This window comes from Pseudomonas sp. KB-10 (genome assembly GCF_018221585.1).
GTDB lineage: Bacteria > Pseudomonadota > Gammaproteobacteria > Pseudomonadales > Pseudomonadaceae > Aquipseudomonas > Aquipseudomonas yangonensis.
The window spans coordinates 131,147-151,043 of record NZ_QYYB01000003.1 but is presented as its reverse complement, the minus strand read 5'-3'; the positions used below and the strand labels follow the sequence as shown (position 1 = coordinate 151,043).

Here is a 19,897-nt window from a genome sequence, read left to right as displayed (position 1 = left end):
GCACCCTGCGCCGCTTCGCTGTGACGGCGATCCGGCGCGCTGCAGTTGATCGCTGTGCTTCCTCGCGACGGATGGACTCAGTGCGCCTCCGCCATCTGCCAGCCTCCGCCCAGCGCACGATAAAGGTCGACCAGCGCCAGCGACGCAGCGGCAGCGCTGTCGATACGCTCGGCCTGGTTGGTCAGCAGGACATTCTGCACACTCAGCACGTTGAGAAAGTCCACCGCGCCCTGAGCATACTGCTGCTCGGCGCTTTCCAGCGCTGCCCGGCTTTGCTCCACCGCTACCTCCAGGCTGGCCTGGCGGCGCTGCTGAGCCTGGTACGCCACAAATGCATCGTCGACCTCATGCCAGGCCAGCAGTACCGTCTTGCGATAGGCGATGGCCGCTTCCTGCTGACGCGCCTCCTGCAATTGCAGGTTGCCACGCAGGCGTCCGCCGTCGAACAGCGGCAGGCTCAGTGATGGCCCCAAAGCAAAGCGCCGGGCGTCCCAGCCCAGTCCACCGAGTTGCAGTGCCTGAAAGCCGGCGTCGCCGGACAGGGTGATACGCGGGTAGAAGTCACCTTCGGCGACACCTATTTCGGCGGTGGCGGCATGCAGTGCCGCTTCAGCCCGCCGCACATCCGGGCGCCGCTCGGCCAGCTCGCTGGGCAAACCGACCGGCACACGCGCCGGCCCCATCGGCATGGCGGGTGCCGCCGCGCTGGCCAGGTCCTGTTTCAGGCTCTGCGGTGGCTGGGCCAGCAGCAGACTCAAGGCGTTGATCAGCTGCGCCTCACGTTGCTGCAACGGCGGCAGACGCGCCTCGATGGCGGCGACCTGCGCAGCCGACTCGGCAACTTCCAGCTGGGTCGCCACACCCTCGTCGAGCCGCATCTGGTTGAGCAGGTGGCTGCGCCGGGCAATTGCCAGGCTCTGCCGGGTAATATCCAGCGCATTCTGCGTGGCCCGCAGCTGAATGTAATTGCGTGCAGTATCGGCCAGCACCGCCAGCAGCACATCGCGCTGCGCCTGCTGCGCGACCTGCACGCCGGCATCGGCGGCCTCGACCTCACGACGCACGCGCCCCCACAAATCGAATTCCCAGGCCGCGCTCAAGCCACCCTGCCACAGGTTGTAGGCTGCGCGCCCGGCATTGCCGGACGGGTCGTTCAGACCTTGCTGGCTGTTACGTGCGCGGCTGTAGCCGGCGCCTGCCGAAAGGTCCGGCGACTGCCCGGCAGCGATCACGCCACGCGCAGCACGGCTTTGCTCGAGACGGCTGAAAGCACTGCGCACATCCAGGTTTTCATTGGCCGCACGCTCGATCAGTGAACTCAAGCGGGGGTCGCCAAAGCTGTCCCACCAGCGTGGATCGACGGCGGCAGGGATGGCCTCGCTGCGCACGTCGCTGTTTTCCGGCAGTTGCCAGCTCTCGCTCAGGCCTGACTGCGGCCTGATGAAATCCGGCCCGACATTGCAGGCACCCAGGCTCAGGCTAGCCAGCACGATCCAGACATGCAGGCGCATTTCAGTTCACCCCGGCCAGGGCTTCGGGGCGCTGGCGCGTATCGATGCTGGCTTCCACCGACATGCCGACACGCAGATGCCCGAGCAGCGGCTGCCCGGCATCGAGCACTATCTTCACCGGAATACGCTGTACCACTTTGGTGAAGTTGCCGGTGGCATTGTCTGGCGCTACCGCAGCGAAGGTCACCCCGGTGGCCGGGGCCACGCTCTGCACCTGACCGCGCAGGGTTTCACCCGGGAAGGTGTCCACCGCAACGCTTACCGCCTGACCGGGGCGCACGTTGGTCAGCTGGGTTTCCAGAAAGTTGGCGACCACATAGGCGTCCGCCAGCGGCACCACCGCCAGCAATCGCTCGCCGGGGCTGACAAAGGCCCCAACGCGCAGCGCGCGGTGACCGACCATGCCGTCGATCGGCGCACGTAACTCGGTATGCGACAGATCCAGTTCGGCGCGCGCCTGCGCCGCCTGGGCGCCCTCCAGCGCTGCCAGCGCGGCATCGCGCTGCGCAGTGAGAATGTCCACCTGCTGGCGGGCAGCGACCAGGGCTGCCGAGTGCTCGCCCTGCCGGGCGCGCTGGATGTCGTAGCGACTCTGCGCCAGCTGTGAGTTCTGCAACGTACCGGCGCCCTGCCCGGCCAGATGCCGATAACGCTCCAGCTCGTGACGGGCAAAGACCATCTCGGCCTGATCCGCCTCGACCAGCGCTGCAGCCTGGGCGATCAGTGATTGCTGACGATCGAGCGTGGCCTGGGCATTGGCGCGCTGCGCCTCGGCGCTGGCCACCGCCGCCCGTGCGCCCTCCAGCGCTGTCCGGTAGTCGCGGTCATCGATACGCGCCAGCAACTGCCCGGCCTTCACTCGCTGGTTATCCTCCACCAGCACCTCGCTGATGAAGCCGGAAACCTTGGGGGCTATCAGGGTGTAGTCGGCACTGACGAAGGCATCGTTGGTGCTTTGCTCGGTGCGCTCAGCCAACAGCAACTGCCAGGCTCCCCAGACAATCAGGCCGGCAATCGGCAAGCCAATCAGCAGGGCGGGTTTGCGAAAAGTAGTCATGCTCTTGTCCATCGGTCAGCTGGCCGAACGCGGCGGGAATATCCGCGTGGGCACGAAAGGAATGATCAGGATTAAGGCGAACGCCAGCACAGCGGCGCACAGGTAGAGATCGGCATAGGTCAGCACCATGGCCTGCCCGTGCAGACGGTGTGCGATGCCGCCGAGGCTGCTATCAGGCAGCAGCGGCTGGTTGCCAAGGCGGTCGACCAGCTGCGTGGAATGCAGATGCAGACGATGGGTGGTTAGCAGGCCGAGAACACCGGTGGCCAGCGCCCCGGAGAAACCGCGCACGGTATTGAACCAGGCTGAGGCGAACGGCCCTTCGACGGGCTGCACCACACCAGTGGCGAGAATCAGCAGCGGCAGCACCGCCATGGGTTGGCCGAACACCAGCAGCAACTGCATCAGCAGGAAATCGTCACGAATCCACGCCGAGGTCAACTGAGTACCAAGCAGTGCCGCGGTACCAAGCAGTGCCAGTCCGACTGCCAGCACCCAGCGGCAATCCACCTGACGGATATTGCATAGCGCCGCCGTCAGCGGCAGCGCGAGCAGCTGCGGCAGCGCCACCCAGAGCAGCATGGGTGCAGTCTGCAACGGACGGTAGCCCTGCAACTGGGCCAGATAAGCGGCAGGAATCTGGCTCAGCGACTGGCTGACCAGCAGCACGCCGGCCAGGGTGAACAGGGAAAAACTCAGGTTGCGCAACTTGAGCATCTGCAGCTTGAAGAACGGCACCGGATGACGCCATTCGTTGAGCAGAAATAACACCAGCAGCATGCTGCCACCGCCGAGCAGAGTCACGATCAGCGGAGAATTGAACCAGCCCAGCAGCTCGCCCTGCAGCAGCCCGATCACCAGCATGGAGATTGCCGGTAAACCCAGCAGCAGGCCGCGCCAGTTGAAGTGCGCGAAGCGCTCCAGACGCAGCGGGTCTTGCGGGATGCCCCAAGCCACCGCGGCCATCGACAGCAGACAGCCGGGAATGATCTGCCAGAAGGCCCAGCGCCAGCCAACGAACTCCACCCAGAACGCCGCCAGCGGCGTCGCCAGGTTCGGCCCGAAAGTGGCGGTCAGGGCGTATGCGCCCAAGCCGTAGACCTTGATATGGGCCGGCAGAAAACGCAGCGCCACGGTCATCAGCATCGGCGGCAGCGCGCCGCCGGCCAGCCCCTGCAACACACGCAGGAACATCAGTACGCGTTCGTTGGGCGCCAGCGGCGAAAGCAGGCCAAACAGCATCAATGCGGCGATGGCGCACAGGGTGAAACGGCGCAGCGAGAAGGTCACCGCGAACCATGGCGCAAAGGCCATGGCGCAGACCGTCGGCGCCGCGTACAAGGCCAGCAGCCATGCCCCCTCGTCGTGACCGATGCCCATGGCGCCGCGGATGTCCATCAGCGCAATGCGCGTGACGTTCTCGTTGAAGCCGGACACCAGCACGGCGAGCAGAACGCCGAGCAGGCCGACGACGATGCGCAGATCAAAAGGTGAGACCGCCGGACCGCTCTGCACAGGGCTTGCGACCGGCGCGAGGGCGTGAGCCGCCATAGGCGCGCTCACGGTGTCGCACCGTTATCGATGAAAAGGGAAAACATCGGGAAACATCCGGTAACGTATCGATTACCGGCAAAGTGTAAGCAAGCGAATAATTGCAGAAAATTGCAATATTTCTAATAAATCATTGCGTCAAACGCATCCATATCAGCCTAGCGGATTTTCTTCGCAACAGCGCTTGATCAAGCCTCGCAACCAACGATGGCCGAGATCGTTGTCGAAACGCGGATGCCAGGACTGATGTACGCGCACCGGAGACAACGCTAGAGGAATCTCGAAACTGCGCAGCGCCAGGCCGAGCTGGCTGCAGGTCGCAACCACCGGATTGGGCATCGGCAGGATCAGATCCGAATTGCGCAGCGCCAGTACCGCCGAGAAGAAACTCGGCGACACCGCCACCACCCGTCGGGCCAATCCCTGTAGCTCCAGTGCGGTGTCGATGGGGCCGCGCGCGAGCCCGCGGCGCGACACACTGACCTGATCGAACGAAGCGAAGCGTTCGGCGTTGATCACCTCGCTGAAGATGGGATGATCCGCGCGCGCCAGGCCGACGAAGCGACTCATGAACAATCCCTGCTGCTTGATTTCCGGCAGCATTCGCGCCGACGCACCGATAGCCAGATCGATACGCCCGGCGCGCAGGGCATCGTCGTCATCGTCCACCTCAGGGACGAAGCGCAGGGTCACGTTGGGCGCCTGCGCACGCACCAGATCAACCAGACGCCCGCCGTAACAGACCATAAAGACGTCATTGGTGCGGATGTTGAACTCACGCAGCAGACTGCCCAGTTCGATCTCGCTGGAGCGAAAGACGCTACCCGCCTGCTCCACCAGATCGCGTACCTGCTCGCGCAATTCCAGCGCCCGAGGCGTTGGGACCAGACCCCGACCGGCACGCACCAGAATCGGGTCTCCGATGGCCTCGCGAATGCGCGTCAGAGTGCGGCTCATGGCCGGAGCGCTGAGGTGCATGCGCCGCGCAGCACCGGCGACGCTGCCTTCGTCGAGCAGAATATCGAGCGCAACCAGCAGGTTGAGATCCGGTAATTGCATCAGCCACACGCCTCATTTCAATTCATGCATGTGGTGCACAGTCTATGCGCCTATTGTCCCGTGCAACAGGCTTCGAAGTTGCGCGCTGCCTGCGGCTTTCCGCCTCACCGCTATTGTCCGGACAATAAAAAACCCGCCGTAGCGGGTTCTTCGTTTCAGCGGGTATGAATCACTTCTTGCCCAGCTTCTTCAGCTCTTCGTCACGCAGTTCGCGGCGCAGGATCTTGCCAACGTTGGTGGTCGGCAGCACATCGCGGAATTCCACAGCCTTGGGCACCTTGTAGCCGGTGAGGTTGGCGCGCATGTGCTCCATCACCTGCTCCTTGGTCACGCTTTCGCCCGGTTTGACCACCACGAACACCTTGATCGCCTCGCCGGATTTTTCGTCCGGCACACCGATGGCGGCGCACTGCAGCACACCCGGCAGGGTCGCCAGCACGTCTTCCAGCTCGTTCGGATAAACGTTGAAGCCGGACACCAGAATCATGTCTTTCTTGCGGTCGACGATACGCAGGTAGCCATCTTCCTGGATCAGGCCGATATCACCGGTTTTCAACCAGCCGTCGGCGTCGAGGATTTCGTCGGTGGCTTCCTGACGCTGCCAGTAGCCCTTCATCACCTGCGGGCCTTTCACGCACAGCTCGCCGATTTCGCCGATGGCCAGCTCCTGGCCGTCGTCATTGATGATCTTGCACAGCGTCGAAGGCACCGGAATGCCGATGGTACCGAGCTGGATGGCGCTGAACGGGTTGACCGTGGCCACCGGGCTGGTCTCGGTCATGCCGAAGCCTTCGCAGATGGCGCAGCCGGTGACTTCCTTCCAGCGCTCGGCGGTCGCCAGTTGCAGGGCCATGCCGCCGGAAACGGTGAGCTTGAGCGCAGAGAAATCCAGCCTGCGGAAGTCCTCGTTGTTGCACAGCGCAACGAACAGGGTGTTGAGGCCAACGAAGCCGGTGAAGCGGTACTTGGCCAGATCCTTGACCACCGCCGGCAGGTCGCGCGGGTTGGTCAGCAGGATGTTGTGGCCGCCGATCAGCATCATCGCCATGCAATGGAAGGTGAAGGCGTAGATGTGGTACAGCGGCAGCGGCGCGATCAGCACCTCGCAACCTTCATCGAGGTTGGCGCCCATCAGCTCCTTGACCTGCAGCATGTTGGCCACCAGGTTGCGATGGGTAAGCATGGCGCCCTTGGCCACACCCGTAGTGCCACCGGTGTATTGCAGCACGGCGATATCGTCGTTGCGCGGGTTGGCTTCACTGAAGCTCTGACCACGGCCCTTGGCCAGGGCATCGTTGAGCCTGACCGCCTGCGGCAGGTTGTAGGCCGGCACCATCTTCTTCACGTGCTTGATCACGGCATTGACCAGCAGACGCTTGAAGGTCGGCAGCATGTCGCCGACTTCGGTGACGATCACGGTTTTGACACCGGTCTTGGGCACGACCTGCTCGGCCAGGTGGGCCATATTGGCCAGGCAGATCAGCGCCTTGGCGCCGGAGTCGTTGAACTGGTGCTCCATTTCCCGCGCGGTGTACAGCGGGTTGGTGTTGACCACCACCAGACCGGCGCGCATGGCACCGAACACCACGATGGGGTACTGCAGGACGTTGGGCAACTGCACGGCGATGCGGTCGCCGGGCTTGAGATCGGTGTGTTTCTGCAGGTAGGCGGCGAAGTCACCGGAGAGTTTGTAGATCTCGCCATAGGTGAGGGTCTTGCCCAGGTTGCTGAAAGCAGGCTTGTCGGCGAAGCGTTGGCAGGACTCTTTCAATACCGCGAGGATATTCGGGTACTGGTCGGGATTGATTTCGGCAGCGACCCCAACGGGATACTTGTCCTTCCAGAAGTTTTCGGTCATGGAAGCCCACTCCTAAGCAACAGCTGATCTTCACCGCGCGAAGGCGGTTGTTTGTTGTGTGTTTAGCTCGCTTTACCGCTGGCCAGGGGCCCGGAAGCGCGCCGAGAGTAGCAGCTTTGCCAGAGGCCCACCAGCACCAAGCACGGGCCACAGAGTAATGGAAGTGACCAAAAGACGCACAAGAGTCACAATCGATTATCGACCGTTGAAAACGCGGAGAAGCCTCTAGCTCGCTTATTGCCGCGCATAGAGACTAGCCCGGCCAAGCTGCACCGACAGTGCGGGGGTCGACGAAACGAGCGCTAGCGGTTACCAAATCACAACAATTGATTGGCCATTGCGGCAGATGGGCGGCCTCCCCCTGCGCGGGAGAGGCCGAGGGGATCAGGCGATATCGCGCAGTTCGCGGCGCAGGATCTTGCCGACCGGGGTCATCGGCAGCGAGTCCTTGAACACGATGTGCTTCGGCACCTTGTAGCCGGTGAAGTTTTCCTTGCAGTAGGCCTTGAGCTCTTCGACAGTCACACCGCCATCGCGCGGCACCACGAACAGCTTGACCACTTCGCCGGATTTCTCGTCCGGCACGCCGATGGCCGCACAGCTGGCGACTTTCGGGTGAGCCATGACCACGTCTTCGATCTCGTTGGGGTACACGTTGAAACCCGAAACGATGATCATGTCCTTCTTGCGGTCGACGATACGCACGAAACCATCCGAGTCGATCACCGCGATATCGCCGGTCTTGAACCAGCCTTCGGCATCGAGCACCTCGGCGGTGGCTTCCTCGCGCTGCCAATAGCCCTTCATCACCTGCGGGCCCTTGATGCACAGCTCGCCACGCTCGCCGGTCGGCAGCTCGTTGCCGTCATCATCGATCACCTTGAAAGCCGTGCCCGGCACCGGAATGCCGACCGTACCCAGGCGCGCCTTGTCGCCATAGGGATTGGTGCTGGCCACCGGTGAGGTCTCGGTCAGGCCGTAGCCTTCGACCACGGTGCAGCCAGTCATCTGCTGCCAGCGTTCGGCAGTCGCCTTCACCAGCGCGGTACCGCCAGAGTTGGTGACCTTGAGGCTGGAGAAGTCGAGATTCTTGAAATCCGGGTGATCCATCAGCGCGACGAACAGGGTATTGAGGCCCAGCAGCGCGGAGAACTTCCACTTACCCAACTCCTTGACGAAGCCGGGAATGTCGCGCGGGTTGGTGATCAGCACGTTGTGGTTGCCGTTGACCATCATGCACATGCAGTTCGCGGTGAATGCATAGATGTGGTACAGCGGCAGCGGCGCGATCATGATCTCCTGGCCCTGCTTCATCAGCGGCGTGCCGTCCGGGCCGAGCTGCGACAGGCAGGCGTCGACCTGCAACATGTTGGCCACCAGGTTGCCGTGGGTGAGCATGGCGCCCTTGGCCACACCGGTGGTGCCACCGGTGTACTGCAGCACGGCAATATCGTCGTGGCCGGCCGTGACCGGCGCCAGCGCCTGGCTCTGCCCCTGCTTGAGCACCTGTTTGAAGGGGATGGCCTGGGGCAGATGGTAGTCAGGCACCATCTTCTTGACCTTCTTCACCACGGTATTGACCAGCCAGCCCTTGAGGCTCGGCAGCAGGTCGCCCATCTTCGCCTCGATCAGGTACTCGATCTCGGTATCGGGCAGCACTTCCTGCACCAGCTTGCCGAACATGTTCAGGTACACCAGCGCGCGCACACCGGCATCCTTGAACTGGTGGCGCATCTCGCGGGCGGTATACAGCGGGTTGGTGTTGACCACGATCAGCCCGGCGCGCATGGCGCCGAACACCGCGACCGGATACTGCAGCACGTTGGGCATCTGCACGGCGATGCGGTCGCCCGGCTTGAGGTCGGTTTGTTTCTGCAGGTAGGCGGCGAAGGCCGCGGAGAGGCGATCCAGCTCGGCATAGGTCAGCGTGACACCGAGATTGCTGAAGGCCGGACGGTCGGCGAAGCGCTTGCATGAGCGCTCGAATACTTCGATCACCGACTTGTAGCTGGACAGGTCGATGTCGTTGGGCACGCCAGGGGCGCGTTTGTCGTTCCAGAAATCAGGTTGCATTGTTCTTGTCCTCTTCCCCTGAAGTGATCTGACTGCCCGGAAAGTAGCAGTTTAGAGCCAAGCCGCAAATAGCTCGAAGGCGTCATTGATGGGCTGAATTTCGCATTAAATGTAGCGATTCGTAACCGATCTCTGCGGCTTCGAGAAAGCCCGCGACGCTTTGCCTGATGCTGGCCAAGGTGCACAATGCCGCCAATCTCCGGCACAAGGATTCGCCATGCGCCATAACGTCTTTTCCCTGGCCACTCAGGACGGTCTGCATCTGCACGTCAATCACTGGCACGGCGATCAACCGCCGCGCGCGGTGGTCATGCTGTCGCACGGTATGGCCGAACACAGCCTGCGCTATGCCCGCCTGGCCGAAAGCCTGGTCGCCGCCGGCTTCGACCTCTATGCGCTGGACCAGCGTGGCCACGCCCAGAGCGCCGCTCAGGGCGTGCTCGGCCATTACGCCGATGAAGGCGGCTGGGACAAGGTGGTCGGCGACCTGGCCTCGCTCAATCACCATATCCGCCAGCGCTACCCGCAGGCGCCAATCTTCCTGTTTGGCCACAGCATGGGCAGCTACATCGGCTTGGCCTATCTGATGGGCCACAGCTGCAGCCTGCAGGGCGCCGTGCTCTCGGGTTCCAATTACCAGCCCCTGGCGCTGTACAAGGCCGCAAGGCTGATCGCCGGTTTCGAGCGTTGGCGCCTTGGGCCCAAGGGGCGTAGCAAGGTCATCGATTACCTCTCCTTCGGCTCGTTCAACAAGGCTTTCAAGCCCAACCGCACGGCCTTCGACTGGCTCAGCCGCGATGCAGCGGAAGTGGACAAATACGTGACCGATCCGCTGTGCGGTTTCGTCTGCACCACGCAGCTATGGTGCGACCTGCTCGATGGCCTGCAATACATCACCCCGGTCGAGAACCTGGCGCAGATCGATGCCGACCTGCCGCTGCTGGTGATCGGCGGCTCGCGCGACCCGGTCAGCGACGGCAAGCGCCTGGGCGACCTTGCCGGAGCCTTGCGCGGCGCCGGCGTGCGCAACGTACAACTGAAGATTTATCCCGAGGCCCGTCACGAGCTGCTCAACGAGAGCAATCGCGACGAGGTCACCGCCCACCTGATCGATTGGCTGCAGCAGGCGCTGAGCCATGGTCGAAGCCCAATCAAGGAGTGTCCATGACCCAGGTAACCAACATCCCCTACGAAGCGCTCGAAGTCGGCCAGCAGGCCAGTTTCGAGAAGCAGGTCGAAGAGCGCGACGTGCAACTCTTCGCCGCGGTATCCGGCGACAACAACCCGGTGCATCTGGACGCCGCCTTCGCCGCCGAGACCATGTTCAAGGAGCGCATCGCCCACGGCATGTTCACCGGCGCCCTGATCAGCGCCGCCATCGCCTGCAACCTGCCCGGCCCGGGCACCATCTACCTCGGCCAGCAGCTCAAGTTCACCCGCCCGGTGAAACTCGGCGACACCCTGACCGTGAAGCTGGAAGTGCTGGAAAAGCTGCCGAAAAACCGCGTGCGCATCGCCACCCGCGTGTTCAACCAGGACGGCAAGCAGGTGGTGGACGGCGAAGCCGAGGTGCTTGCACCGGCCAGCGAGCAGAGCGTCACCATGCCGCCGATGCCGCAGGTGACCGTCAACTGATGCGCTGCAAGCTGGTGCGCGACCGCTGCGGCGCGCACCACTTTTATTCTAAACTCACAACCCTGAACTACCCTGGCGCTCTTCGAGCGCTTTTTATTGTGCATTTCGCACAAGAACGCTTGATCACCTCGCCCAACAGAGAATGCCTTTGGAATCTGGCACGTCCCCTGCTATCGCCAAGGCCTCACCACCTACACCGGAGCCAGGCCAATGAGCAACGCCACCCCCGATAGCGACTACCCTCTGAGCGAAGTGCCCAACGGCGCGCGCAAGGGGCTGTTCTCCACCGCCATCCTGCTGTTCGGTTTCACCTTCTTCACCGCCACCATGTTCGCCGGCGGCAAGATCGGCATGGCCTTCGATTTCACCACCCTGCTCTGGGCCGCGGTGATCGGCAACCTGCTGCTCGGCCTGTATGCCGCCGTGCTGGGCCTGATCGCCTGCCGCAGCGGCCTGAACTCGGTGCTGATGGGCCGTTTCTGCTTCGGCGAGGTAGGCAGCAAGCTATCCGACATGCTGCTCGGTTTCACCCAGATCGGCTGGTATGCCTGGGGCACGGCGACCATCGCCATCGTCCTGGTGAAGATTCTCGGCCTGCCCGACGGGCTGACCATGCCGCTGATGGTGCTGTTCGGCTTCGGCTTCTGCCTCACCGCCTTCGTCGGCTACAAGGGTCTGGATATGCTTTCACGCGTCGCCGTGCCGGCCATGCTGGTACTGCTGGTTGCCTCGCTGTGGATCGCCACCCGCGATATCGGCGGCCTCGCCGGCCTGCTGGCGGTCGAACCCAAGGAGAGCATGAGCCTGAGCGTGGCCATCACCCTGGTGTTCGGCACCTTCGTCAGCGGCGCCACCCAGGCCACCAACTGGACGCGCTTCGCCAGGAGCGGCCGCGTCGCGGTGCTGGCCAGCCTGCTCGGCTTCTTCATCGGCAACGGTCTGATGATCATTGCCGGGGCCTATGGCGCCATCGTCTACCAGCAGCCCGATGTGGTCGAAGTGCTGGTGCTGCAGGGGCTGTCCATGGCCGCCGTGGTCATGCTGTTCCTCAACCTGTGGACGACCCAGGACAACACCATCTACAACTTCGCGGCAGCCGGCTGCAACCTGCTGCGCACCGGCAAGCGCAAGACCGTGACGCTGGTCGGTGCCGGCATCGGCACGTTATTGGCCATCGGCGGCATGTACGAGATGCTGATTCCCTTCCTGATCCTGCTCGGCTCGGTCATCCCGCCGATTGGCGGCGTGATCATGGCCGACTTCTTCTATGGCCACCGCACGCGCTATCCGAAACTGGCCGATGCTCGCCTGCCGGCGTTCAACTGGATCGGTCTGGGCGCCTACCTGATCGGTGCGCTGAGCGCCTATTTCTCGCCCTGGGTCGCACCGCTGGTAGGCATCGCCGTGGCAGCCGCGGCGTACGTGGTGCTGTTCGAGCTGAACAAGGTTCTGGCTGGCCGCCAGCAGGTCGCCGACGCGTGAGCCTGACCGTCGCCGACGTACTCGCCCTGCCCGGTCTGGCCAGCATGCGCCTGCGTGCCGGCCAGACCGGACGCGGCAATGCCGTGCGCTGGCCCTACGTGGCGGAGAACGAAGGCATCGCCGACTGGGTGATGGGCGGCGAGCTGATCTTCGTTACCGGCATCAACCACCCGCGTGGCGAAGCCAACCTGCTGCGCCTGGTACGCGAAGGCCATGAACGCGTGGTCGCCGGCCTGGTCATCCTCACCGGCGCCGAGTTCATCCAGGCCATCCCGCCCAACGTCATCGCAGAAGCCGAGCGCCTGAACCTGCCACTGATCGAGCAGCCCTACGCGCTGAAGATGGTGGTGGTTACCCAGGCCATCGGCACCGCGCTGGTCCATGCGCAGCAGCTCGGCCGCTCGCGCCAGCACGTGCTGGAACAGGTGCTCGACGGTGACTACCAATCGCTCGACATCCTGCTGCAACGGGGCGACAGCCTCGGCCTGGCATTACATGTGCCTCGTCAGGTGGCGCTGCTGCGCCTCGACGGCAGCGAGCAGCTGTTCGGCGATATCCCCGACGAAGACGCCGAGCGCCAGCTGCAGAGCCGCCAGCAACTGCTGCAACGGCGCCTGGAGCAGAGCCTGGGCGAACTGGGCGACGCACTGCCATTGGTCAGCCAGGGCCGCCACTGGATCGCCCTGCTGCCCTGCCCCGATAACCAGGCCGAAGCACGCAACCGCCAGGCCATGACCGCGCTGCTCGACGAGCTGCGCCCGCAGCTCGGCCCGCTACGCCTGTTCCTCGGTCTGGGCAGCGCCGGTTGCGCGGCGCCGCGTTTCGCCCAGGGCCTGGGTGAGGCGCGTCAGGCCCTGGCCGTGGCGCAGCGCTTTCCCGAACGCCTGGGCCTGTGCAGTTTCAATGAACTGGGCGTGCTGGAGCTGCTCGGCGCGATTCGCGACCGCAGTCTGCTCGATCGCTTCGTCGAGCGCGTGGTCGGCCCGCTGATCGGCGACGATTCGCGCCACCAGCCAGTGCTGATGCCGACGCTGGAGGCCTGGTTCGCCGAGAACGGCAACCTGGCACTGGCCGCGCAACGCCTCAACGTTCACCGCAATACCCTGAGCTACCGTCTACAGCGCATCGAAGCGCTGACCGGCTGCTCGTTCGAAGATCCGCACGACCGCCTGAACATCAGCGTTGCGCTGTTGATCCGGCGCCTGTCGTCGCCTGCCTGAGAGGAACCCTGATGATCATCCACAATGCCCGCCTGCGCGGCCGCGACGGCCTGCACCGCATCACCCTGGACGGCGAGCGCATCGCCGCCATCGACGCCCAGCACGCCCTGCATCCCATCGCCGAGGGCGACCTGGACGCGGCCGGCAACCTGGTCGTGCCGCCCTTCGTCGAGCCGCACATCCACCTCGACGCCACCCTCTCCGCCGGCGAGCCGGCCTGGAACATGAGCGGCACGCTGTTCGAAGGCATCGAGCGCTGGGCCGAGCGCAAGGCGCTGGTCACCCATGAAGACACCAAGACCCGCGCCAAGAAGACCATCGACATGCTGGTCGACCACGGCATCCAGCACGTACGCACCCACGTCGACGTCACCGACCCGACCCTGGCCGCGCTCAAGGCCATGCTCGAAGTGCGCGAGGAAACCCGCCACCTGATCGACATGCAGATCGTCGCCTTCCCGCAGGAGGGCATCGAGTCCTACGCGAATGGCCGCGCACTGATGGAACAGGCCATCGAGCTGGGCGCCGACGTGGTCGGCGGCATCCCGCATTTCGAGAACACCCGCGACCAGGGCGTGTCGTCGATCAAGTTCCTCATGGACCTGGCCGAGCGCACAGGCTGCCTGGTGGACGTGCACTGCGACGAGACCGACGACCCGCAGTCGCGTTTTCTCGAAGTGCTGGCCGAGGAAGCCCGCGTACGCGGCATGGGCGCGCGGGTTACCGCCAGCCACACCACGGCCATGGGCTCCTACGACAACGCCTACTGCTCCAAGCTGTTCCGCCTGCTGAAGATGAGCGGCATCAGCTTCATCTCCTGCCCCACCGAGAGCATCCACCTGCAAGGGCGCTTCGACACCTACCCGAAACGCCGCGGCCTGACCCGCGTGGCGGAAATCGACCGCGCCGGGATGAACGTCTGCTTCGGCCAGGACTCCATCGTCGACCCCTGGTACCCGCTGGGCAACGGCAACATCCTGCGCATCCTCGAAGCCGGCCTGCACATCTGCCACATGCTCGGTTATGAAGATCTCAAGCGCAGTCTGGACCTGATCACCGACAACTCGGCTCGCGCGCTGGCACTGGGTGATCGGTATGGACTGGAGGTGGGTCGCCCGGCCAACCTGCTGATCCTCTCGGCGCCGGACGATTACGAGATGGTGCGCAGCCAGGGCCATGCGCTGGTGTCGGTGCGCCATGGCAAGGTGCTGATGCGCCGCACACCGGCCAGCATCGAGCGCGCCTGATGCTCAGATGTGGGAGGGGCTTCAGCCGCGACAGCCTCCAAAGGGATCGCGGCTAAAGCCCCTCCTACACGCCCTACTTCTTCCGCATGCTGGGGTCATGTCGTCGCTCAAGCCATCCCTCGGGCACATCGTCCAGTTTGATCCCCCATAAACGGCAGAACAGCAAACACAATAGTCCTCATACGAACAGCGACCGTGGGAGCGGCTCCAGCCGCGATTACGCTTGAAGAGCTCGCGGCTGAAGCCGCTCCTACGACTGCGAAACCGCGCTATTTCACCCTTACGCTGGCGGTCATGCCGGCGCTTAGCGGTGGACAAGCTTCGCGTTGTCCACCCTACGAACTCATTCGAACAGTGACCGTAGGAGCGGCTTCAGCCGCGATTACGCTTGAAGAGCTCGCGGCTGAAGCCGCTCCTACAACTGCGAAACAGCCTTACTCCACCCGCACGCTGGCAGTCATGCCGGCGCTCAGCACCACGCCATCGGGCACTTCATCGAGCTTGATGCGCACCGGAATGCGCTGCGCCAGACGCACCCAGTTGAAGGTCGGCTCGACATCAGCCAGCAGCTGCCCGTCCGGGCTGGCGTTGCGGTCGGTGATGCCGCGGCTGATGCTGTCCACCTCGCCGCGAATCTGCCGGTCCCCGCCCATCAGCCAGACCTGCACCGGCGCGCCGACCTGTATGCGCGGCAGCTTGGTTTCCTCGAAATACGCCTGCACGTAGAACGACTGGGTGTCGACCAGCGCCATCACTGCCTGCCCGGCATTCACGTAGTTACCCTGCGCCAGCACCAGATTGGTGATCTGCCCATCACGCGGCGCACGTACTTCACTGCGCGCCAGGTTAAGTTCGGCCACCCGCAGATCGGCCTGCGCTTCGCGGTATTCGCCGCGCGCCATCTCGGCGTTGATCTGCGCATTTTCCAGCAGCTCGGCGCTGATCGCCTGGGCGCCCAGGCGCGAGCGGCGCGAAGCCTCATGCTCACGCAGGCTCAATTGCTGGCGGCGAATATCCACCACCGCCCTGGCCTTCTCCACCGCCGCCTGATAGCGGTCGCGGTCGATGCTCATCAGCAGATCGCCCGCCTTCACCTGCTGGTTGTCACGCACCTTGAGCTCGACTACCCAGCCGGACACGTCCGGGGCTATGGTCACCACCTCGGCGCGCACGCGGGCGTCGCGTGTCCAGGGCGAGTACATGTAGTGCTGCCAGATCCAGGAACCGGCGAAGATCGCCACCACCACCATGGCCAGGGTTATGCCGACTCGAATGGTCGAACGCATGCTTTCTCTCCTCAATGCGCCAGGACGGCAATTACCGCCGCCAACACGCAGACATACAGGGCACAGTCGAACAGGGCTTCGTGCCAGATCCAGCGCGACAACCCGATGCGCTGCAAGCCCAGGCGCAACACGCCGGTCAGCAGCAACGCCAATACCGCGTAGGCCGCCATCGGGCTTAGCAACACGCCGCCCAGGGACCATTCATGCAAACCCATTAGCCCCTCCTCTGAGTTGGCACCAGTGGCGCCAGCCACTCTGCAGTTGCAACAGCGCCGCCTCGGCCAGGCGCTTGTCGATACTCGGCGTGCAGGCGCGCAAGGCCTCCTGCAGCTCGGCCACCGCTGCGTCCAGAACGTCTTCACGGCCCGGTGCGGGACCACGCTCCAGGGCGTTTTCCAGGCGTTCAAGAAAGCGCTGCTGAGAACGTGCCAACCCGGCATCGGCATGGGTCAGGCACTTGCGCAGGTGCAGCAACTCATCGCCCAGATCGAGACCGGCCACGCCATCGTCCCAACGGCTGCGCGTCTGGTCCGGCCGCGCCGGGTAGTGCCGCGCCAACTGGATAAGACGGTCGGCCATGCGCCCGCCGAACCAGTTCTCGGCGCGGCCCAGGTCGCGACGAGTGAGACGCCCGAGATCGGTCAGGATCGCCTGCATCAGGCGCCGCCCATGCCAGACCGGGTTACGCAGCACCACCAGCTTGAAGGCCATCACCGCACAACCGACACCCATCAGCATCCCGGGCGCCTCATTGAGGAAATAGGCGACGTCATAGCCGACACCCGGCGCCGGCAGGCACAGAACGATGAAGTGCAGGCAGAACGAGGTCGAGGTCGCAGCCGTCGCCGGCTTGGCCATGCCCAGCACACCAAAGAACAGCGGCACGCCCAGCACCATGCAGAGCATCACGAAGCCGTCGATCTGCGGCATGAGAATCTGCCCGACGAAAAACGCCACCGGCAACGCGTAGAAGATGCCGCGCAGAAACATCATGCCGATCTGCGGCGCGGCTTCGAGCCGGGCGAACAAACTGCACACCACGCAGGCCAGGAGCAACGCGCCGATGGCGTGGGTCCAGCCAGTGGCCAGCCAGAAGGCCGCCAGGGTCAGGAAGGTCAGCGCGCTACGCGAGCCATACACCAGCGCGCTCTGCCAGTCGTAATGCCAGGACAGCGCGCGCGGCGCATCGGCCGGCGCCCTGCCCTGCTCGACTGCGAGCAAGGCACGGCTCGCGTCCTCGACGCGCAGCAGCAGCACCATCAGCCGCTCCAGACACAGTTGCTGGCCACTGCTCAGTTCTTCGTCCTGCACGGCCTGGCGCAGCTGCTCGACCAACTCCGGCAAACCTGTCGGCTGCGCCTGCTGCAGGCGCTCGTCCACCACCTGCAACCAGGGCGCAACGGCCTGTGCCTCGGCGCTGCCCAGCTGTCGCCACTGCCGTGCGACTCCGCGGGCCAGGCGCAACATGCCGAGCAGATCGCGGCTCAGCACCCGCAACGCCACGGCACGCTGGCGACCGCGCGCACCCTCGAACCAGGCATGTTCACGCTGGGCATCCACGGCGACGATACGCGCCAGCACTTCCAGCAACCCCTGCCGCGAGTCGGCCTCACCGGCCAGCGCCTGACGCGAAGCTGTCACCCCGGCCTGCCAGGCGTTACGTGCCTGTTGCGCCAGTTGCCGCTCGACCCGCTGCGGCCAGAGCAGGGCGCTGCTCAGCGTGGCGCAGATGATGCCCAGGCAGATTTCCGTGCAACGGGCGATGGCCTCGTCGAACACCACATGCGGCTTGCCGATGGCCGGCAAGGCGATGATCGCCACGGTGTAGCCAGCCAGTACGAAGGAGTACGACCAGGCGCTGCGCAACATGGTCGAGGATGCCGTACACAACGCCAGCCACAGGGCGAAGGCCACCACGAACAGCAGTGGCGCCTGGGCGAAAAGCCCCATCATCACCACGGCCATGAAGGTGCCGACCAGCGTGCCGAGCAGCCGCGCCAGGCCCTTCTGCACCACCATGCCGGACAGCGGCTGGGCAACGATGAATGCAGTCATCAAGGCCCACTGCGGTTGTTCCAGGCCAAAACGCAGTGCGCACCACAACGCCAGACCACCGCCGAGCAAGGTCTTGATGGCGAATTGAACGGCTTGCGAGCTTGGTGCAAGGAACACCAGCAAGGAATCACGCACGATGGCTACCTGAAGAAGTCTCAGCTCTGAACATAGCTGTAGCGATTGGGTTCCGCCTCCATGCGAAACTCAATTATTAGCTAGCTAACTATATCTGTCCAGAGGATCAATCGCTCAGGTCAGCAGTGCGCGTCGGTTTGCAAGGCGATCGTCAAAGTTCGGCAAAAAAAAGGGCGACCGAAGTCGCCCGAATTGCCTTGCGTGCCCAGTGAACTGGAAGGATCAGCTCGGCTTGCGCTTGTGCGCATCCTTCCAGATGAAGTAACCAACACCCCCGAAGAACGCGACCATCAGAAGAACGGTGCCGACTCCGGCGAGAACCACTGTATCGACGAACATGGCTGCCTCCTGTTGTGCCTGTCTGTCTGGGATGGCTTAACGTTATCAGCGCTGGCGATGGGAAAATTGACCTGGGTCAATGGCTCAAGAGCAGGCGTGACCGGGCTTGAGGGAATACTGACCCAGGTCAAGAAATCGAGGGGGTTCGCGGCGGGAGACGCTGCACAACGGAGTGCGCAGCGGGAAAATCGGGGACGCTTTCAGCGTTTCTTGGGCTTGCTCTTGCCCTTCTTCCTGGCCTTGCCCAGCGGCAATACCTGCTCGAAGACCTGGCGCATCTCGTTGAGGCGCTTGTCGTTGAGATCGTGGATACGCTTGTCGCGCTCGGCGGCGAAGTCGATCAGCTTGTCGTCATTGCTCATAGCGGAAACCGGATCAGGCGAAAGGTCAGATTCAGGCGCGGCGCGCAGGCTTGGCGCGTCTTCGCCACTTGATGTTGCCAATGATGCTGGGTCGGCCCGCGCATGACCAGTAGCGAAGCGTGTTCCAACGTCAGTGAATGTTCGATGCGCGTGCAGCCAACACGGCGCAGGTCGAAACGTCGGCTGCCACCCAGGTTGAGCGAGGCGATCAGCGGGTTGCGCCCCAGCTCTGGCTCGGCATCACTATGCCAGCCCATGGAGTCCTGGCCGTCGCGATAGTAGTTGAGCAATACGGCATTGAGCGGCTGCCCGACCTCGTCCGCGACCCGCTGACGAATCTCGTCCAGCAGCGGCGTCCAGGGCAACGGCTCATGCAGCTTGCCGGAGTAGCGATAGCGCGCCTCAACATCGCCGTACCAGGCGGTCAGTCTTGGCGTGCGGTGATAACGCCCGTGAATGAACAGTTCCGGCTGTTGCCAGGGCGTCTGCTCAACCAGCACGTGCAGCCAGTGGTCGGCCAGCTTGGCATCCACCCAACCAGGCAGGTAGTCCAGCTCGGCATCGGCAATTGCAGGCAAGGGGTCGGCGAACAGCATGGCGGTCTATATCAACGAGAATAAAAGAGTGTCTCAGACTTCAACATCCACCCACAGCCCTTGTCGGGGCAAATCTCCCAGCGCCTGCTCCACTTCTTCCGGCTCGGCCTCAGCCAGCTGTTCCGGAGTGTAGCCACGCCGTTGTCGACGGCGCTGCTCTTCGCGCAGCAACTCTTCGGTTTCCTGCGGATGGCGCTTGTCCAGGCTCAGCGCACTTTCCTTGGCGCTCTCCTCGGCCGGGGTCACCGGAGGAATCTCGGGCTTGGGCTTGATCACGTCCTGCGAGGCCGTGACCGGCACCACGCCTTGGGGAATCGGTGGCAGCATGCAACAGCACCTCCTTTGGTCAGGCTGTCGGCCCCGCGAAACGCTACTTGAGGGCGCGCTCACTACACTTTCGACTAACGGAAGCGACGTTAGTGCCACGACCG

The 19,897-nt window shown here is 63.9% G+C and carries 18 protein-coding genes; 5 read left to right on the top strand and 13 right to left on the bottom strand.

The window, feature by feature from the left end; translation table 11 throughout:
* Positions 1 to 77: 77 nt before the first annotated feature.
* From DXK50_RS09185 to fadD2, 6 genes are all read right to left on the bottom strand, one after another.
* Positions 78 to 1,511, bottom strand: a complete 1,434-nt coding sequence (locus DXK50_RS09185) for an efflux transporter outer membrane subunit (protein WP_212630097.1) — start codon at positions 1,509 to 1,511, stop codon at positions 78 to 80.
* Between the two features lies 1 nt (position 1,512).
* The gene (locus DXK50_RS09180; RefSeq protein ID WP_212630096.1) at positions 1,513 to 2,568 is read right to left on the bottom strand and encodes an HlyD family secretion protein; all 1,056 of its coding nucleotides are present in this window, start codon (positions 2,566 to 2,568) and stop codon (positions 1,513 to 1,515) included.
* 15 nt (positions 2,569 to 2,583) lie between these two features.
* On the bottom strand, positions 2,584 to 4,119 hold the full coding sequence (locus tag DXK50_RS09175; protein WP_212630428.1) for an MFS transporter: 1,536 nt from the start codon (positions 4,117 to 4,119) through the stop codon (positions 2,584 to 2,586).
* A 153-nt stretch (positions 4,120 to 4,272) separates the two neighbouring features.
* Positions 4,273 to 5,178, bottom strand: coding sequence for a LysR family transcriptional regulator (locus tag DXK50_RS09170; protein WP_161866567.1), 906 nt, complete (start codon positions 5,176 to 5,178; stop codon positions 4,273 to 4,275).
* Between the two features lie 169 nt (positions 5,179 to 5,347).
* The gene (gene fadD1, locus DXK50_RS09165; RefSeq protein WP_143506703.1) at positions 5,348 to 7,036 is read right to left on the bottom strand and encodes a long-chain-fatty-acid--CoA ligase FadD1; all 1,689 of its coding nucleotides are present in this window, start codon (positions 7,034 to 7,036) and stop codon (positions 5,348 to 5,350) included.
* A 384-nt stretch (positions 7,037 to 7,420) separates the two neighbouring features.
* The gene (gene fadD2 / locus DXK50_RS09160) at positions 7,421 to 9,109 is read right to left on the bottom strand and encodes a long-chain-fatty-acid--CoA ligase FadD2 (protein WP_212630095.1); all 1,689 of its coding nucleotides are present in this window, start codon (positions 9,107 to 9,109) and stop codon (positions 7,421 to 7,423) included.
* 217 nt (positions 9,110 to 9,326) lie between these two features.
* On the opposite strand from fadD2, the gene DXK50_RS09155 reads away from it, so the two are divergent.
* The 5 genes from DXK50_RS09155 (at position 9,327) to codA (ending at position 14,693) form a co-directional block, all read left to right on the top strand.
* On the top strand, positions 9,327 to 10,277 hold the full coding sequence (locus tag DXK50_RS09155) for an alpha/beta hydrolase (RefSeq protein WP_212630094.1): 951 nt from the start codon (positions 9,327 to 9,329) through the stop codon (positions 10,275 to 10,277).
* Positions 10,274 to 10,744: a MaoC family dehydratase gene (locus tag DXK50_RS09150; protein ID WP_212630093.1), complete on the top strand. Its 471-nt coding sequence runs from the start codon at positions 10,274 to 10,276 to the stop codon at positions 10,742 to 10,744. Before DXK50_RS09155 ends, DXK50_RS09150 begins: the two co-directional genes overlap by 4 nt.
* A gap of 210 nt (positions 10,745 to 10,954) precedes the next feature.
* Positions 10,955 to 12,226 carry a cytosine permease gene (gene codB, locus DXK50_RS09145; protein ID WP_212630092.1) on the top strand — a complete coding sequence of 424 codons (1,272 nt, stop codon included), beginning with the start codon at positions 10,955 to 10,957 and terminating at the stop codon, positions 12,224 to 12,226.
* Positions 12,223 to 13,446 carry a PucR family transcriptional regulator gene (locus tag DXK50_RS09140; RefSeq protein WP_212630091.1) on the top strand — a complete coding sequence of 408 codons (1,224 nt, stop codon included), beginning with the start codon at positions 12,223 to 12,225 and terminating at the stop codon, positions 13,444 to 13,446. Before codB ends, DXK50_RS09140 begins: the two co-directional genes overlap by 4 nt.
* A gap of 11 nt (positions 13,447 to 13,457) precedes the next feature.
* Entirely contained in the window at positions 13,458 to 14,693 is a 1,236-nt protein-coding gene (codA, locus tag DXK50_RS09135; protein WP_212630090.1) for a cytosine deaminase, read from the top strand.
* 434 nt (positions 14,694 to 15,127) lie between these two features.
* Here the strand turns inward: codA and DXK50_RS09130 are convergent, their stop codons facing one another.
* The 7 genes from DXK50_RS09130 to DXK50_RS09105 form a co-directional block, all read right to left on the bottom strand.
* A complete protein-coding gene (locus DXK50_RS09130; protein WP_212630089.1) occupies positions 15,128 to 15,979 on the bottom strand; it encodes an efflux RND transporter periplasmic adaptor subunit in 852 nt (283 codons plus the stop codon).
* Between the two features lie 11 nt (positions 15,980 to 15,990).
* Entirely contained in the window at positions 15,991 to 16,194 is a 204-nt protein-coding gene (locus tag DXK50_RS09125; protein ID WP_106732923.1) for a DUF1656 domain-containing protein, read from the bottom strand.
* Positions 16,181 to 18,169, bottom strand: coding sequence for an FUSC family protein (locus DXK50_RS09120; RefSeq protein WP_212630088.1), 1,989 nt, complete (start codon positions 18,167 to 18,169; stop codon positions 16,181 to 16,183). Before DXK50_RS09120 ends, DXK50_RS09125 begins: the two co-directional genes overlap by 14 nt.
* Before the next feature lie 222 nt (positions 18,170 to 18,391).
* A complete protein-coding gene (gene ccoM / locus DXK50_RS25155; protein ID WP_283088575.1) occupies positions 18,392 to 18,508 on the bottom strand; it encodes a cytochrome c oxidase subunit CcoM in 117 nt (38 codons plus the stop codon).
* 200 nt (positions 18,509 to 18,708) lie between these two features.
* A complete protein-coding gene (locus DXK50_RS09115) occupies positions 18,709 to 18,870 on the bottom strand; it encodes a hypothetical protein (protein WP_212630087.1) in 162 nt (53 codons plus the stop codon).
* On the bottom strand, positions 18,867 to 19,466 hold the full coding sequence (locus DXK50_RS09110) for an alpha-ketoglutarate-dependent dioxygenase AlkB family protein (RefSeq protein ID WP_212630086.1): 600 nt from the start codon (positions 19,464 to 19,466) through the stop codon (positions 18,867 to 18,869). Before DXK50_RS09110 ends, DXK50_RS09115 begins: the two co-directional genes overlap by 4 nt.
* Before the next feature lie 33 nt (positions 19,467 to 19,499).
* Entirely contained in the window at positions 19,500 to 19,793 is a 294-nt protein-coding gene (locus DXK50_RS09105; RefSeq protein ID WP_161866578.1) for an aspartate-semialdehyde dehydrogenase, read from the bottom strand.
* Positions 19,794 to 19,897 lie beyond the last annotated feature (104 nt).

Coding starts and splice junctions, on each gene's coding strand:
- DXK50_RS09185 (WP_212630097.1), bottom strand. CDS start 1,511: ATGCGCCTGCATGTCTGGATCGTGCTGGCTAGCCTGAGCCTGGGTGCC.
- DXK50_RS09180 (WP_212630096.1), bottom strand. CDS start 2,568: ATGACTACTTTTCGCAAACCCGCCCTGCTGATTGGCTTGCCGATTGCC.
- DXK50_RS09175 (WP_212630428.1), bottom strand. CDS start 4,119: ATGGCGGCTCACGCCCTCGCGCCGGTCGCAAGCCCTGTGCAGAGCGGT.
- DXK50_RS09170 (WP_161866567.1), bottom strand. CDS start 5,178: ATGCAATTACCGGATCTCAACCTGCTGGTTGCGCTCGATATTCTGCTC.
- fadD1 (WP_143506703.1), bottom strand. CDS start 7,036: ATGACCGAAAACTTCTGGAAGGACAAGTATCCCGTTGGGGTCGCTGCC.
- fadD2 (WP_212630095.1), bottom strand. CDS start 9,109: ATGCAACCTGATTTCTGGAACGACAAACGCGCCCCTGGCGTGCCCAAC.
- DXK50_RS09155 (WP_212630094.1), top strand. CDS start 9,327: ATGCGCCATAACGTCTTTTCCCTGGCCACTCAGGACGGTCTGCATCTG.
- DXK50_RS09150 (WP_212630093.1), top strand. CDS start 10,274: ATGACCCAGGTAACCAACATCCCCTACGAAGCGCTCGAAGTCGGCCAG.
- codB (WP_212630092.1), top strand. CDS start 10,955: ATGAGCAACGCCACCCCCGATAGCGACTACCCTCTGAGCGAAGTGCCC.
- codA (WP_212630090.1), top strand. CDS start 13,458: ATGATCATCCACAATGCCCGCCTGCGCGGCCGCGACGGCCTGCACCGC.
- DXK50_RS09130 (WP_212630089.1), bottom strand. CDS start 15,979: ATGCGTTCGACCATTCGAGTCGGCATAACCCTGGCCATGGTGGTGGTG.
- DXK50_RS09125 (WP_106732923.1), bottom strand. CDS start 16,194: ATGGGTTTGCATGAATGGTCCCTGGGCGGCGTGTTGCTAAGCCCGATG.
- ccoM (WP_283088575.1), bottom strand. CDS start 18,508: ATGTTCGTCGATACAGTGGTTCTCGCCGGAGTCGGCACCGTTCTTCTG.
- DXK50_RS09115 (WP_212630087.1), bottom strand. CDS start 18,870: ATGAGCAATGACGACAAGCTGATCGACTTCGCCGCCGAGCGCGACAAG.
- DXK50_RS09110 (WP_212630086.1), bottom strand. CDS start 19,466: ATGCTGTTCGCCGACCCCTTGCCTGCAATTGCCGATGCCGAGCTGGAC.
- DXK50_RS09105 (WP_161866578.1), bottom strand. CDS start 19,793: ATGCTGCCACCGATTCCCCAAGGCGTGGTGCCGGTCACGGCCTCGCAG.